The sequence below is a fragment of the Thermodesulfobacteriota bacterium genome (assembly GCA_040753795.1).
In the GTDB taxonomy this organism is placed as follows: domain Bacteria; phylum Desulfobacterota; class Desulfobacteria; order Desulfobacterales; family Desulfosudaceae; genus JBFMDX01.
On the sequence record JBFMDX010000001.1, the window covers coordinates 419,216 to 433,936 of the forward strand.

The window sequence follows — 14,721 nt, forward strand, 5'->3', positions numbered from 1 at the left end:
TAGGAAAGCATGGCAGCGGTTGGACGTTTCCCTTGAAGCGCGCGGGATCTTCCCCGCGGATAGCTGCCGCACTGGTCATAGCCATCGCCCTGTCTTTCGTTTTCCCGGGATGGGCGCAGGACAAGCCGGATGGAACCGTTGCCCGGATCATGTTGTTCCCGTTTACCGTGAATGCGGATAATGATGTGGGGCTATCTCTCACCGCCGGGTTGGATACTGTTCTGACCGACCGTCTGGCCGATTATGGCACAGCCGTGATCAGTGACGTTCAGGCGAGACAACCGGGCCTGTCCGTTGGCCAGAGAAGACGACTCGCTCTTGAAAAAGGAGCTGGCGCCGCGCTCTGGGGCAGCGTTACCGTCCAGGGAGAGCAGTTCAGCATCGAAGCCTCCCTGACTAAAACACCTGCGGACGCCGTCATACAGCATTTTACCGGCGAAGGAAAGTCCCTTTCACGGGCCGTCGAGAACCTGGCGAAGAATATTTTCGGAACCATTTCGGGGAAAATCCTTGTCTCCGACATCCAGGTGCGCGGTAATGTTCGTATCGAAGCGGAAGCCATCAAGAAAGTAATCGGCACCAAAGCCGGCGATGCGTTCAGCAAAGAACAACTTTCCGATGACTTGCGATCGATTTATCAGATGGGTTATTTCGAGGATGTCCGGGTCTCGGTCGATGATACCGCTGCCGGGAAAATCGTTTATTTTGACGTCAAGGAAAGACCGACGGTAAGGAAAATTCTCTTCAAGGATAATACCCTGTTTGATGACGAAGAGTTGACCAAAGAGATTACCATCAGTCGCGGCTCCATCATCAATACGCTGGAAATACAGCGCAACATCAGGAAGATGGAACAGTTATACAAGGATAAGAATTATCACAGCGTCAAGATTACCTATGCGATTCTTCCCGAGGACAACAACCAGGCGGATATTGAATTCACCATTGCGCAGGGGGATAAATACCGGATTCGGAAAATTACGTTTGAAGGCAATAAGGTATACAGCGACAAGCAATTGAAAAAGGTCATCGAGACTTCTGAAAAAGGTCTGATCATGTGGATGATTTCCTCCGCCGGTGACCTGAAGATGGATCAGTTGTATCAGGATGTCGCCCGGTTGACCGCTCACTACCAGGACCACGGGTATATGAACGCAAAAATCGGGGATCCGGAAATTACTTACGGTGACGTGCCGGGAACGGAAACAGGGGAAAAGAAAAAAAAGGGCATCACCATCACCTTCAAGATTGAAGAGGGGCATCAGTACAACATCGGGAAAATCCGTATTTCAGGGGATCTGATTGATGATGAGCAGGTACTGCGCAGTAAACTCACCATTGCCGAGAACACGGTTTTTAATCGTTCCGGCGTCCGCACGGATTTGATGACGCTGAGTGATTTTTATTCCGACAAGGGCTATTACTATGTTGATGTTTATCCGGAGACCGTAACCAGCGAAGCCGATCGAACGGTGGATATCGATTATAAGATCAGCAAGGGGAATCTGGTTTATTTTGATGAAATCATCATTTCCGGAAATTCGAAGACCCGGGATAAGGTAATCCGGCGGGAACTGGATATTTACGAGCAGGAGCTCTACAGCGGTCAGAAGCTGAAAAGGGGGATCGGCCGGTTGTACCGACTCAATTATTTTGAAAACGTGAACGTCGATACCATAGAGAAAGAAGCCGAAAACAAGGTCGACCTGAAGATAGAAGTGGAGGAAAAGTCCACCGGGGAGTTTTCCTTCGGCGGCGGATACGGCAGCATCGAAAAGTTTTTTGCCACCGCCTCCATTTCTCAATACAACCTTTTCGGCCGCGGGCAGGTATTGCAGGTCCAGGGTCAGGTCGGCGGCACCACCACGCAGTATAAACTCAGTTTTACCGAACCCTGGCTGTTTGACATCCCCCTGTCCGCGGGTTTTGATCTGTACAACTGGGGAGTCGATTATGATACGTACGACATGGATACTACCGGAGGTGGCTTGCGCTTCGGCTATCCCGTTTTCAAGGATACCCGGTTATACCTTTCAAATACTTACGAACAAAATCATCTTACGGATGTTTCCGTGTTCGCCCCCATATCCATTCAGGAGATGGAGGAGGACAGCATTACCAGCAGCGTGTCCGCCTCGCTGGTGTATGATACCCGGGATAATACCATGAACCCCCGCAAAGGCGCCAAAAATTCGTTTACCATCGAAAACGCCGGCGGTATGCTCGGTGGAGACGTGGCTTTTACCAAGTACACCACCGAACTGGGCTGGTACGTGCCGCTGTTCTGGAAAACATTTACCTTCCTCCACTCCGAAGGCGGCTATGTCCATGAAAATTCAGGCGGGTATCTACCGGACTATGAGTGCTTTTATCTGGGCGGCATCAATTCGTTGCGGGGGTTCGACTGGCGTGATATATGCGTTTATGAAACCGATGAAACCGGTCTGGTCATCGAAAAAGGCGGGGATAAATATGTGCAGTTCAACCTGGAATTGCTGTGTCCCCTGTTCGGCGAGAAAATCGGCCTGGTTGGACTATTGTTTTATGACACCGGTAATGTTTATGATGTGGGCGAAAGCATCGATCTTGGAAATTTGAGAGAAACGGCGGGGTTCGGTATCCGGTGGTTTTCACCCATGGGGCCGATCCGCCTGGAAAGAGGGTATATACTGGATGCCAAGGACGGGGAAGACTCAAGCGGACGGTGGGAATTCAGTATAGGAACAGCCTTTTAAAAACAATTCAAGCAGTAAGGAGTCCATAAAGAAATGAAACGGATAATTTTCTGGATTGCAGGGATAATGGCGGGGGTGGCCTTGTTCGCAGGTCCCGGCGTTGCCGAGGATGTCGCTAAAATCGGGGTGGTCGATTTTCAGCGCTTTTTAACCGAATCCAATATCGGCAAAGCGGCCCAGTCGGAGATCGAGGCAGAAGGCGCTAAGATGGAAAGCGATCTTAAGGGACAGGGAAGCGCCATCGAAGCCCTGGAAAAAAAGATGGAAGCGGACGCCATGGTACTCAGCGAAGAGAAAAAGGAGGCCCAGCTCCGCGAATACAGGATCAAGATCGGAGATTTGAAGGCGCTGCAGCAGAAATATACGGTGGCGTTAAAGAAGAAGGAGCAGCAGCTGATCGGTAGTGTGCAGCAGGAAGCTTCCGCTCTGGCTGCCGAGCTGGGCAAGAAAGAGGGATACCTCCTGTTGATAGAAAAGAACGCTGTCATCTATTATCCCACGGCCATAGATGTCACCGACCACCTGATTCAGTATGCCAACGAGAAAAAGACCGCTCCGCCCAAAAAACAGTAATCCCTTCCACCCGGTTTAATCCGGCATAATGGTGGTCAGGATATGAAATTATCCCTGGGGGAAATAGCCGTTATGATCGGCGGTGTGGTGAGGGGAAATCCCGATCTACGGATATCCGGAGCGGCTCCTTTTGAACGGGCCGGACAGGAGGACATCACCCTGGCCGGCAGCCCGGTATACTGGAATGCCGCCAGCCAAACCCGGGCCGGCGCTCTCATCGTTCCAGCGGGGGTAAGCTGCGATCATGAGAACTGTATTGAAGCGGCTGATCCTCAAGTTGCTTTTACCCGGCTGATCAACCTGTTTGCCGATCGCCACCCGCCGACGCCGGGGATCGATCCTCAATCCGTCATCGGCCTGAATTTCTCCTGCGGCGCAGCAGTGACGATTTTTCCTGGCGTGGTGATCGCCGATAACGTCATCCTGGGTGATCGGGTCGTTCTTTATCCGGGGGTTTATCTGGGTGACGGCGTTACCATCGGCAGCGACGTGGAGATTCATGCCCATGTGTCCATTTTGTGGGGATGCATTATCGGCAGCCGCGTGACCATCCAGGCCGGAACGGTAGTCGGCAGCGACGGGTTTGGATACACCCGTGACGGGGATCGCTACCTGAAAATCGCGCACACCGGTATCGTCCGGATCGATGACGACGTGGAGATCGGGGCCTGCAACACCATCGACCGCGGTAAGTTCGATCGAACCTGGATCAAGAGCGGGGTCAAAACGGACAATCTGATTCACATCGCCCATAACGTGACGGTCGGGGAGAACACCATTATCGTGGCCCAGGCCGCCGTGGCCGGCAGCGTCACCATCGGCCGGAACGTCATCCTGGCCGGCCAGGCGGGTATTTCCGGGCACCTCACCATCGGAGACCACGCCATCATCGGCCCTCAAGCCGGAATAGCCAAATCCGTGGCCCCCGGCGACGTGATATCCGGAACCCCCGGAATGCCCCATAAATTATGGCTGAAGACGAGCAGTCTGATCACCCGTCTTCCGGATTTGAACCGGAAAGTAAAAGAGATGGAAAAACGGCTGGCTGAACTGGAAAGCCGGTTGGGGAAAAACGGATCCGATGACCATTGACATCAATAAAATTCTTTTGCTGCTGCCCCAGCGGTACCCGTTTATTCTGATCGACCGGGTGATCGATTATGTGCCGGACGAGCATATCACTGCCATCAAAAATGTTTCCGCCGGCGACCCCTGGATGGCCGGCCATTTTCCGGGAAATCCCGTAATGCCCGGCGTGCTGATTCTGGAGGCCATGTGCCAGGCCGGCGGTGTGCTGGTGAATCTGTCCCGGAACGAAAAAAACAATCAATCGGCCAGATATCTGGCCGGCCTGGATAAAGTGCGTTTCAGAAGAAGAGTTGTTCCCGGAGACCAGTTGATCATTCGCGGGAAGATTATCAAGAGAAAGCTCAATATCATCAAGATGGAAGTGACCGCGACGGTCGAGGGTGTACTGGTCGCGGAAGCCCAGATCATGGCCAGCACAGGAGTGGAAAATGATACATCCGACGGCGATCGTTGACCCCGGTGTCCGTATTGAACCGGGTGTCGAGGTCGGTCCTTACAGCTGCATCTCCGGTAATGTCTTTATCGGATCGGGAACGAAGATCGGTCCCCATGTAGTCATCGAAGGCCATACCACCATCGGGCCGGAGTGCCGGATTTCAGCGTTTGCTGCCATCGGCGGGCCGCCCCAGTCGGTTAAATATGCCGGCGAGGACACCTGCGTCAAGGTCGGGCGCAAATGCGTCATCCGGGAGTTTGTCACCATTCATCGGGGGACGGCTTTCGGCACCGGCCTGACCCAGGTCGGGGACAACTGCCTGCTCATGGCCTACACCCATATCGCCCATGACTGCCAGGTGGGCAATCAGGTGATTTTCGCCAACAACGCCACCCTGGCTGGACACATTACCGTGGAAGACAACGCCACCATCGGCGGTCTGGTGGCCGTTCACCAGTTCGTCAACATCGGCCGGCATGCCTTTATCGGCGGCAAATCGGCGGTGGTAAAAGATGTCCCGCCTTATGTCATCGCCGCCGGGGACCGGGCCAAACTGTACGGGCTTAACCTGGTCGGATTAAAGCGCAGCAATTTTCCTCCGGCCGTCTTAAACAGCCTGAAGAAAGCCTACCGGATTATTTTTCGCGTCGGCCTGACCCTAAATGAAGCCATTGAAAGAGCAAACGCCGAAGTAGAGCAAACCCCGGAGGTCGTCCATTTTCTGGAATTTATCAAATCTTCCCGTCGGGGTATTACGCGGTAAACACACCCGGGCGTTGTCCGACGGGATAAGGACAGGGCAATGAAAATCGGACTGATTGCGGGCGGAGGCGATTTCCCCCTGCAGTTCGCCGAGGCTGCCGGAAAATCCGGCAACCAGGTATACGCGGTTGCGTATCATGGCGCGGCGGCGCCTGAAATCGTCGACCGGGTGAAGGCCGTCCAGTGGCTTTACCTCGGGGAGTTGGAAAAGCTGGTCCGTTTTTTCCACGACAATGGCGTCCGGGAGGCGGTCATCATGGGCGGAGTCAACAAACGCGCCATGTTTTCCGATTTCCGGCCTGACGCGGCCGCTCTGTCCCTGATCGCCGGGCTGACCGATACCCATGACGACGCCCTGTTGCGGCGTTTCGCGGCCTTCCTGGAGGAAAACGGCATCGCCGTGCGCTCGTCGACTTACCTGCTGCCGGAACTGCTGGCACCGGACGGATGCTGGACAAAGGTTGAGCCGGACCCGAACCAGTTGCGGGATATCGCCATCGGCTGGAAGGCGGCCAAAGCCGTCGGCCTTCTGGATATCGGTCAGTGCGTGGTGGTGGAAAAGGGCTCGGTGCTGGCGGTGGAGGCCATTGACGGGACCGATGCCACCATTGCCAGGGGCGGCCGCCTGGGCGGCGGCCGGGCCGTGGTCGTCAAGGTCTGCAAGCCCCAGCAGGATACGCGCTTTGACATTCCGGCGGTGGGACCGGCGACGATTGACACCATGCGCGCCGCCGGCGTCAGCACCCTGGCCGTGGAATCCGGTCGGACCGTGGTCTTTGACCGGGAAAAAATGATTGCCATGGCGGATGAGTCCGCCATGTCCATAATCGCTTTCGGAGAGGACAGATGGGCAGATTGAAAGTAGCCGTGATCGGGTGCGGGTATCTGGGAAAATTCCATGCTGAAAAATACGCGGCCATGGACGACGTCATTCTGGCCGGCGTGGCCGATGTGAACAAAGACGCGGCGGAAAGCGTGGCGCAGCGCCTGGGGACCGTCGCTTACACGGATTACCGGCAACTCCTCGGCGCGGTCGACGCCGTCAGCATTGTCGTGCCCACGATTGATCACTGCCGGGTGGGCCTGGATTTTCTGGAAAGCGGCGTCGACATCATGATGGAAAAGCCCATGACCGCCACCCTGGCGGAGACGGACCTGCTGCTTTCTCTGGCGGAGAAAAAAAAGAAGATTATTCAGGTCGGTCACCTGGAGCGATTTAATCCGGCCGTTCATCCTTTAAAAGACATCGTCGACCGGCCTCAATACATTGAAGCGCACCGTTTGAGTATTTACAAGGAACGGGGCACGGACGTCAGCGTGGTGCTGGACCTGATGATTCATGATATCGACATCATCCTGAACCTGGTCGGGTCCGAGATCGTCGATATCCGCGCGGCGGGTCTGGCCATCATTTCCGATCATGTGGATATCGCCAACGCCCGCTTGGAATTTGCCAACGGCTGCGTCGCCACCATTACCGCCAGCCGGGTTTCCAACCGGAGCGAGCGGCGGCTGCGGGTGTTTCAGGAGAATGCCTATATTTCCCTGGATTTCGCCAATTGCGGCATCACGGTGGTGTCCAGGAACGAAGCCGGCAACGGCAACGGCCCGGTCCCGCACATGAACACGCAGCAGCTGGCCTTTGAAAAATGGGACGCCCTGGAACAGGAGCTCAAATCCTTTGTCGACTGCGTCCGCAGCCGCCGGACGCCCGTGGTGTCCGGCCGGGAAGGCCGTGAAGCCCTGCGGACGGCCCTGGCCGTCATGGATCAGATTCAACAAACGGGAAAACGGTTTGAATAACCCCATTCCGATCCCATCTCTGCCGCCGTCCCCCCGCTGCGTCATGATATCGGCGGGGGAGGCCTCCGGCGACCTGCACGGCGCCAACCTGGTCCGGGCCATGCGCCGGGAGTGCGGCTCTCTTTTCTTCTGCGGCATCGGCGGCAGCGCCATGAAGGCGGCCGGCGTGAAAATTATCGTCGACGCCGACCGGTTGTCCGTGGTCGGTATCACCGAAGTTCTGGCCCGGCTTCCTTCCATCTTAAACGGCATGTCCGCCGCCCGGAAGATTCTCCGTTCCCGGGTTCCGGACCTGCTTATCCTGATCGATTTTCCCGATTTCAACCTTAAGCTCGCGGCCGTGGCCCGGGAGCAGGGCATCCCGGTTTTCTATTACATCACCCCCCAGGTCTGGGCCTGGCGTCAGGGTCGGATCCACACCATCAAGCAACTGGTGGATCGGGCCGCGGTCATCCTTCCCTTTGAAGACGGCTTTTTCCGGAAACACAACATTCCCGTCTCCTTTGTCGGCCATCCCCTCCTGGATGCGGGCTACGGGATTTCACCGACAGCCGCTCAATGGCGGCCCGGAGAGACGCCGGTCATCGGTTTTCTGCCGGGCTCCCGCAACAAGGAAGTCCGCCGCCTGCTGCCGGTCATGCTGGAAACCGCCGAGGTCATCAGCCGAAAGAACCGGCAGGCCCGGTTCCTGGTTTCATGCGCACCGTCCGTTTCCCGGGAGCTGTTCGACCGGATCGCGGCGCCTTTTGCCGGCCGGGTAGATTGTGAGACGGTCACCGACAAGGTGGAATCATTTTTACAGCGGACCACGCTGGTGGTGGCGGCCTCGGGCACCGTTACCCTGGAGGCGGCGCTGTCTGCAACGCCTGCCGTCGTCGTCTACCGGGTGTCGCTGCTAAGCTACTGGCTGGGCCGGATGCTGATCAATCTCCAGCATGTCAGCCTGATCAACCTGATCGCGGAACGGGAAGTCGTGCCGGAACTGCTTCAGGCCGCGGCCGCGCCCGAAACCATCGCCTCCGAAGCCATGGGCATCCTGGAGGATGCACAAAAATTCAACGCCATCCGGGATGGCCTGCTGGAAGTGCGGCGGCGGCTGGGCGACAGCGGCGCCTCCGGCCGGGCCGCCGGCATCGCCCTGGAGATGCTGTCCGGAGGGCAGGCCGTTCTTCCGGCCGGCGATAGTCTCAAGCAGCTTACCTAGTCAACGGTGTCATCATGAAGAAGAAAAAATCCGGAAAATCCTCCGCAGTGCCCGTGGAAGAATCACCCCCCGCTTTTAATGCAAACCTGAAGTTTGACAGCATGGAACTGGCCGGCTCTTTCGGCGACCTGGGGACTCTCCTGCCCATCGTTCTGGGGATGATCCTGATCAACAAGCTGAGCCCGTCGGCCGTGTTCCTGTCCTTCGGGCTGTTTTATCTCCTGGCTGGATATTACTACCGGCTGCCGGTCCCGGTCCAGCCGCTGAAGGCCGTGGGCGCCATTGCCATCGCCTATCCGGCCGTTGTCTCCGAACCGGTCATCGCCGCCGCCGGGATTCTTTTCGGGTCGCTCCTGCTGGTTTTCTCGCTGACCGGTCTGGTGGACCGGTTGGCGAAGCTGTTTACGCAGCCGGTTGTCCGCGGCATCCAACTGGCCCTGGGCCTGGTGTTTCTGCGCAAGGGGATCGAGCTGATCGTCAAGAAAGACCTGTTCCTGTCCGGCGGTTCGCCGGACCTGGCCGGGTTCAACGTGAATTTTATTCTCGGCATCGTTGTTTTCGTGGCGGTGCTGATGCTGCTGGACAACAAGAAAGTGCCGGCGGCCATGGCGGCGGTGGGCCTGGGGATCTTAACGGGTTTTATCTTCGGCGGTTTCAAGGGGCAGAACTTTTCGCTGGGGCCGACGCCGGTCCGGTTCATCCTGCCTTCGGCCCATGATTTCTGGATCGCCTTTTCCATGCTGATCCTGCCCCAGATGCCCCTGACCATCGGCAACGCCTGCGTCGGAACGGCCGACACCTGCCTGTCGCTTTTCCCGGGCAGCCCCCTGCTGAAGAAGGCCGGGGCGGGCAACTTCGCCCTGACCATGGGGATGGCCAATCTGCCGGCGGGGTTTATCGGCGCCGTGCCCATGTGCCACGGCACCGGGGGGCTGGCGGCTCATTACCGTTTCGGCGCCCGGACCGGCGGCGCGCCGGTGATGATCGGCGCCGTGCTGGTGGTCATGGCCCTGGGGTTCGGGGAACTGGGCTTTTCGCTCCTGTCCATGATCCCCAACGCGGTGCTCGGGGTCCTGCTCATTTTCGCCGGCCTGGAACTCTGCCCCCTGATCCGCAGCCTGAAAACCAACGAGGAGTATTTCGTGGCCCTGCTGATCAGCGGCATTTCCCTGGCGGTTCCCAATATGGGCTGGGCCTTCGGCATCGGCATGGCCGTTGATTTCTTCATCCGGAAAATCAAAATCAGGATATAGCGGCCGGATTGAAATACTGTGGTTTCTCGATTGAGAAGGCCGGAGTTGAGTTGTTTTATTGGCGATGATTTAAATGAGGCAGGGGGCGGTTGAGCGGAAGGGGCCCTCGCGGTAATGTCGGGCCGGGCGGCGAAAAAAGCCGTTTTGTTCGCTCTCCGACCATTCCGGGCGGTCTCAAAGCCCCCGGCTGAATTTCTCGAACTCGGGCTGTTCAATATTTCTGAAAAATGTCGGGATTTCGCCCTCAGACAGCGAGAAATTCTTTTCGCCGGGGGGCTTTGACACCGTACTTCCCGGAATGCTCGCAGGTCGCTCACAAAAGGCTTTTTTCGAGTCCGGCCGCGGGCAGCGATTCGGTGGTAAACGGCAGTCGATATAATAACAATGTTGGGCATATAAATCAGGCACAAGCAAATACTATAAATGACAAAATCAATACCAAAAACGTCTCAATTATATTTCTTTCTTATGCCTGACGAAACCAAGATCATATTAAAATTTTTAGTTGATCAAAATTGCATTATCATTGGAGATCGTTCAGAAAGCATTGAACCAAATGAAATCAAAATATTTAATGAAATTTCAAAGGTATATATTTGTCCTTCAGAATTAAAAGACAAAATACAAATGACCAAAGTTTCCAACGAAATCTATGTTGTCGATGAAACGACCTCCCCAGTCATTGAATTTAGCTGTTCGATTTTACGGAAATCAGAACTTTCAAGAGGGAGAATCTATTTTCGGGGAGGATACTTTGGGCGAGATCAATGGATGCCCTATCCTGACGTTTTATTCGATATTTATAAGAAGGTTACATCATTAATGAATAGAAAATTTCTCACAAAGAATCGTGAATATAAGGCATATATCAGCAAGGGTAGTCAGAATTATATTTCTGAAGGAGGCGTAATGAGCCAATTCTGACTGACAAATATACTAAAGGGCTTTGCCCAATTCAGCGCAAAAGGATCGCCAGGGCAGGCTTTGTTGAACGGCTTGGTTGAAGAACTGTACCCACCTTTATGTCAACCAGTGGAAGCCCTGGCTGCCGCCGTTAATAACAATAGAAGCACGACATGGGCGCCTTATTTGTGATATAGCAGATAACAACCATTAGAGCTGATTTGAAAGATCGGAAGAAACGGGCAGAACTTTAATGGGCGGGGATGGTTTTGGGAGCGACATTGATGGTTTTCGGGAAAGAATTCAGCAAAGGCCGGAGCGCAGAAACTTCAAACTGTTTGAGGCCGCCAGGCCGAGTTTTTGAAGTTTCAGCGGAGGCGTTTGCTGAATCCCGAAAGCCATCAGTCGCGAGCAAATCATCCCCGCCCATTTTCATACTCTGAAAGCATACTGCTCAGATCGGACGACAATTGACGGCAAGGTGGCGATAGCAGTATTAAAGGGTTAACAATACGAAGCCAAAGAGATGCAGAAGGTGGCATAGTTTTATCTCTGGTGAGGAACAAAACAATCGCGCCGCACGGTTCAACGCTAAAGGGCGCTGGAAATAGGACAAGATGAAAATCGATAAACGCTACCGGGACCTGCTGGGATATATCAAGGCCAACCGCTTCCGACTTTATGTGGCCATGCTGTGCATGCTGCTTACATCCGGCACCACCGCCGCCCTGGCCTATCTGGTCAAGCCGGCCATCGACCAGATTTTCATTACCGGCAACGAGGCCATGTTGAAGCTGATCCCCGTGGCGGCCGTCGCCGTGTCCCTGTGCCGGGGTGTCGGCATGTTCGGCCAGGACTATTTCTTAAGCCGCGTGGCCCAGGGGATCGTCAAGGAACTGCGCGACCGGCTCTACACCCGCATGTCGGCCCTGCCGTTGTCCTTCTTCCACGAGAAAAAGACCGGGGTGCTCATGTCCCGCATCACCTATGACGTCAACCTCATCCGCATGGTGGTGTCCAATTCCATAACCAGCCTGGTCAGCGATATCGGGACCCTGGTCTGCCTGCTGGCCGTGACCTTTTACCAGATCTGGGAGCTGGCCCTGGTGGCCTTTGTGGTCCTGCCCGTGGCTTTTTACCCCATCGCCACCCTGGGCCGGCGGGTGAGGAAGATCACCCGGCGTTCCCAGGAGCGCGTCGGCGACATGAACTCCTTCCTGCACGAAACCTTTTTCGGAAACAAGATCGTCAAGGCCTTCGGCCGGGAGGATTATGAGATCGCCCGCTTTCATAAAAAATCGGCGGCATTGTTCGCCAATGAAATGAAAAACACCATCGTCAAGGCACTGACCTCGCCCATCGTGGAAACCCTGTCGGGCCTGGGGATTGCCCTGGTGATCTGGTTCGGCGGCTCCCAGGTGGTCAAGGGCGTTTATACCACCGGCACTTTCATGTCGTTCATGGCCGCGGTCATGATGATGTATTCCCCGGCCAAGCGCCTGTCCAAGCTCAACGCCCAGATCCAGCAGGGGTTGGCGGCCTTTGACCGGGTGTACGAGATCCTGGAAACGGAGTCGGATATCCGGGAGGCGCCGGACGCGGTGGAGATCGAACGGAAAAACCACCGGGTGGTCTTCCGGGATGTCTGTTTCTCCTATGAGGACGGTGAGCCGGTGCTGACGGACATCAACCTGGATGTCGCCCCCGGCGAGGTGATCGCCCTGGTCGGGGCAAGCGGCGGGGGCAAGACTACCCTGGTCAACCTTATCCCCCGGTTCTATGATGTTTCATCCGGCGCGGTCCTGATCGACGGGCTGGACATCCGCCGGTCAACCATCGCCTCCCTGCGCCAGCAGATCGCTATCGTCACCCAGGAGCCGATTCTGTTTAATGACACCATCCGGGCCAACATCGCCTACGGCAATTCCGAGGCCACGGAAGCGGATATTGTCCGGGCGGCCGTGGACTCTTATGCCCATGAGTTCATCACCGGTTTCCCGGAGCAGTACGATACCGTCATCGGGGAACTGGGGGCGCGACTTTCCGGAGGGCAGAAGCAGCGGCTGTGCATCGCCCGGGCTCTGATCAAAGACGCGCCGATTTTGATCCTGGACGAGGCCACGTCTTCTCTGGACACCGAGGCCGAGGCCATCGTTCAGAAAGCCCTGACCAACCTGATGAAGGGCCGGACCACTTTTGTTATTGCCCATCGACTTTCCACCGTCAGCCATGCCGACCGGGTCATTGTCATCTCGAATGGAAGAATAGTAGAACAGGGGAAACACGACGAGCTGCTCGCCCTGGGGGGCGACTACTGTCGTCTTTGCCAGATGCAGTTCGGCAATGGCCCTTAAGATTAAATGATGACCAGCCGCTTGATGGTCGCCACGATTTTTTCCGGGTCATCCATGATCTGCATGATATCCATGTCCGAGGGGGATATCAGTTTCTGGGCCAGCAACTGCTGCTTGATCCAGTCGATCAGCCCAGACCAGTAATCCGTGCCGACCAGAATAACCGGCAGGGGTTTGATGCGCCGGGTCTGAATCAGGGTCACCGCCTCAAACAGTTCATCCAGGGTGCCGAGTCCGCCGGGCATGATGATATAGGCTTGGGCATATTTGACGAACATGACCTTGCGGATGAAGAAATATTCGAATTCATGCCTGACGTTGGCAAAGTCGTTGGGCTTCTGCTCGAAGGGGAGTTCGATGTTCAGACCCACGGAAATCCCGTTGTTTTCGGCGGCACCCTTATTGGCGGCTTCCATGACGCCGCCGCCGCCGCCGGTAATCACGGCGAAGCCATTCTCCGCGAAAAGCGCGGCGATCCTTTCCGCGGTCCGGTAGACCGGTGTGTCCGGCGCCAGCCGCGCCGAGCCGAAAATACTGACCGCCGGGCCGATATCGTGAAGCGCTTCGACGCCGTCCACGAATTCACCCATTATTTTAAATAATCGCCAACTCTCTTCCAGCTTAAAGTCATCAATAAGGTACTGTCTTCTCATTCCGCGCTTTCCATTCAAGTTTGATCCGATTTTTTCCATCACCGATTCCGAACCGTAACCCGGGGGCGATGCCTGTCCTGCAGACTCTGGGAGGCAGCAGTCGCTGCTCAGAAAGTTATAGAATTCATCCGGGCTATGGCTTAATTATTTGACGAATTGATTTCTGGAATCGGGAGAGAAGGCCCACGTTTTTTGCCACTTTTTTGATTTTAATCACAATGACCGTGATGTTATCCAGTCCGCCCATCAAATTAGCCAGCTCCACCAGTTTCTGGCAGGCGCCAACCGGTTTTTCAACGGTGACCGTGTCCCGGATCTCATCAAGAGACAGCATGTCGGTCAGACCGTCCGAACTGATGACGATGGTGTCGCCTTCCTGACATTTCCTTTCAACGGTGTCCGGTGCCACACTGGTTTTCGTGCCCACAGCCTGTGTCAGCATGTGCTTGAATTCATTATCCAGGGGCTCCCCGTCCGGATTGGCCGCCGCGGCTGCGGAGGCGACCGTATGGAGCGTGGACACCATCTCGATCTGATCGTCGCGGACGAGAAAAATCGGGCTGTCGCCCACATTGGCGGTGATAAATGTTCGGCCGGTCAAGAGAACCGCTGAAATGGTCGTCCCCATCCCGGCGTAGCGGGGGTTGTTGGAGGCCAGGTCATATACACTCCGGTTGGCCAGATGCAGGCCGGCCAGAAGCCGGTTGGCCTGCCTGGAAACTCCCCGGATTTTTATCGGCAGTTCTTCGGGATGTTTTTGTGACAGATTCCGGATATAACTGGAAATGGTTTCAACGGCCACGCGACTGGCGACTTCTCCGGCCGCGTGCCCGCCCATGCCGTCCGCCACGACATAAAGGTTATGCGCGTCGTCAACGACAAAACTGTCCTCATTGGCTTTTCTTTTTCTGCCGGTGTCGGTCAGACCCGCGGACTCAACAATCAGCATATGTCGC

General features: G+C 55.8%; 13 protein-coding genes. 11 read left to right on the forward strand and 2 right to left on the reverse strand.

Annotation, left to right across the window (positions count from 1 at the left end):
* Positions 1 to 32: 32 nt before the first annotated feature.
* From bamA to AB1724_01905, 11 genes are all read left to right on the forward strand, one after another.
* Entirely contained in the window at positions 33 to 2,735 is a 2,703-nt protein-coding gene (bamA, locus tag AB1724_01855) for an outer membrane protein assembly factor BamA (GenBank protein ID MEW6076535.1), read from the forward strand.
* A gap of 33 nt (positions 2,736 to 2,768) precedes the next feature.
* A complete protein-coding gene (locus tag AB1724_01860) occupies positions 2,769 to 3,308 on the forward strand; it encodes an OmpH family outer membrane protein (protein MEW6076536.1) in 540 nt (179 codons plus the stop codon).
* A 42-nt stretch (positions 3,309 to 3,350) separates the two neighbouring features.
* The gene (gene lpxD, locus AB1724_01865) at positions 3,351 to 4,400 is read left to right on the forward strand and encodes a UDP-3-O-(3-hydroxymyristoyl)glucosamine N-acyltransferase (protein MEW6076537.1); all 1,050 of its coding nucleotides are present in this window, start codon (positions 3,351 to 3,353) and stop codon (positions 4,398 to 4,400) included.
* Positions 4,390 to 4,851, forward strand: a complete 462-nt coding sequence (gene fabZ / locus AB1724_01870; protein MEW6076538.1) for a 3-hydroxyacyl-ACP dehydratase FabZ — start codon at positions 4,390 to 4,392, stop codon at positions 4,849 to 4,851. Before lpxD ends, fabZ begins: the two co-directional genes overlap by 11 nt.
* Positions 4,826 to 5,596 carry an acyl-ACP--UDP-N-acetylglucosamine O-acyltransferase gene (gene lpxA, locus AB1724_01875; protein ID MEW6076539.1) on the forward strand — a complete coding sequence of 257 codons (771 nt, stop codon included), beginning with the start codon at positions 4,826 to 4,828 and terminating at the stop codon, positions 5,594 to 5,596. The genes fabZ and lpxA overlap by 26 nt, the downstream gene beginning before the upstream one ends.
* Before the next feature lie 39 nt (positions 5,597 to 5,635).
* On the forward strand, positions 5,636 to 6,454 hold the full coding sequence (gene lpxI, locus AB1724_01880; GenBank protein MEW6076540.1) for a UDP-2,3-diacylglucosamine diphosphatase LpxI: 819 nt from the start codon (positions 5,636 to 5,638) through the stop codon (positions 6,452 to 6,454).
* Positions 6,442 to 7,398, forward strand: coding sequence for a Gfo/Idh/MocA family oxidoreductase (locus AB1724_01885; GenBank protein ID MEW6076541.1), 957 nt, complete (start codon positions 6,442 to 6,444; stop codon positions 7,396 to 7,398). The genes lpxI and AB1724_01885 overlap by 13 nt, the downstream gene beginning before the upstream one ends.
* Positions 7,391 to 8,602 (forward strand): lipid-A-disaccharide synthase, encoded by a 1,212-nt coding sequence (lpxB, locus tag AB1724_01890; protein ID MEW6076542.1) that lies wholly within the window; start codon positions 7,391 to 7,393, stop codon positions 8,600 to 8,602. The genes AB1724_01885 and lpxB overlap by 8 nt, the downstream gene beginning before the upstream one ends.
* 14 nt (positions 8,603 to 8,616) lie before the next feature.
* Entirely contained in the window at positions 8,617 to 9,855 is a 1,239-nt protein-coding gene (locus AB1724_01895; protein ID MEW6076543.1) for a putative sulfate/molybdate transporter, read from the forward strand.
* Positions 9,856 to 10,278: 423 nt separating this feature from the next.
* Positions 10,279 to 10,779 (forward strand): hypothetical protein, encoded by a 501-nt coding sequence (locus tag AB1724_01900; protein ID MEW6076544.1) that lies wholly within the window; start codon positions 10,279 to 10,281, stop codon positions 10,777 to 10,779.
* Positions 10,780 to 11,375: 596 nt separating this feature from the next.
* A complete protein-coding gene (locus tag AB1724_01905; protein ID MEW6076545.1) occupies positions 11,376 to 13,112 on the forward strand; it encodes an ABC transporter ATP-binding protein in 1,737 nt (578 codons plus the stop codon).
* A gap of 2 nt (positions 13,113 to 13,114) precedes the next feature.
* Here AB1724_01905 and AB1724_01910 read toward each other — a convergent pair whose 3' ends face one another.
* Positions 13,115 to 13,765: a TIGR00730 family Rossman fold protein gene (locus AB1724_01910; GenBank protein ID MEW6076546.1), complete on the reverse strand. Its 651-nt coding sequence runs from the start codon at positions 13,763 to 13,765 to the stop codon at positions 13,115 to 13,117.
* A 133-nt stretch (positions 13,766 to 13,898) separates the two neighbouring features.
* A complete protein-coding gene (locus tag AB1724_01915; protein MEW6076547.1) occupies positions 13,899 to 14,714 on the reverse strand; it encodes a protein phosphatase 2C domain-containing protein in 816 nt (271 codons plus the stop codon).
* Positions 14,715 to 14,721 lie beyond the last annotated feature (7 nt).

Coding starts and splice junctions, on each gene's coding strand:
- lpxD (MEW6076537.1), top strand. CDS start 3,351: ATGAAATTATCCCTGGGGGAAATAGCCGTTATGATCGGCGGTGTGGTG.
- AB1724_01905 (MEW6076545.1), top strand. CDS start 11,376: ATGAAAATCGATAAACGCTACCGGGACCTGCTGGGATATATCAAGGCC.
- lpxA (MEW6076539.1), top strand. CDS start 4,826: ATGATACATCCGACGGCGATCGTTGACCCCGGTGTCCGTATTGAACCG.
- AB1724_01860 (MEW6076536.1), top strand. CDS start 2,769: ATGAAACGGATAATTTTCTGGATTGCAGGGATAATGGCGGGGGTGGCC.
- AB1724_01910 (MEW6076546.1), bottom strand. CDS start 13,765: ATGAGAAGACAGTACCTTATTGATGACTTTAAGCTGGAAGAGAGTTGG.
- fabZ (MEW6076538.1), top strand. CDS start 4,390: ATGACCATTGACATCAATAAAATTCTTTTGCTGCTGCCCCAGCGGTAC.
- AB1724_01915 (MEW6076547.1), bottom strand. CDS start 14,714: ATGCTGATTGTTGAGTCCGCGGGTCTGACCGACACCGGCAGAAAAAGA.
- AB1724_01900 (MEW6076544.1), top strand. CDS start 10,279: ATGACAAAATCAATACCAAAAACGTCTCAATTATATTTCTTTCTTATG.
- AB1724_01885 (MEW6076541.1), top strand. CDS start 6,442: ATGGGCAGATTGAAAGTAGCCGTGATCGGGTGCGGGTATCTGGGAAAA.
- lpxI (MEW6076540.1), top strand. CDS start 5,636: ATGAAAATCGGACTGATTGCGGGCGGAGGCGATTTCCCCCTGCAGTTC.
- AB1724_01895 (MEW6076543.1), top strand. CDS start 8,617: ATGAAGAAGAAAAAATCCGGAAAATCCTCCGCAGTGCCCGTGGAAGAA.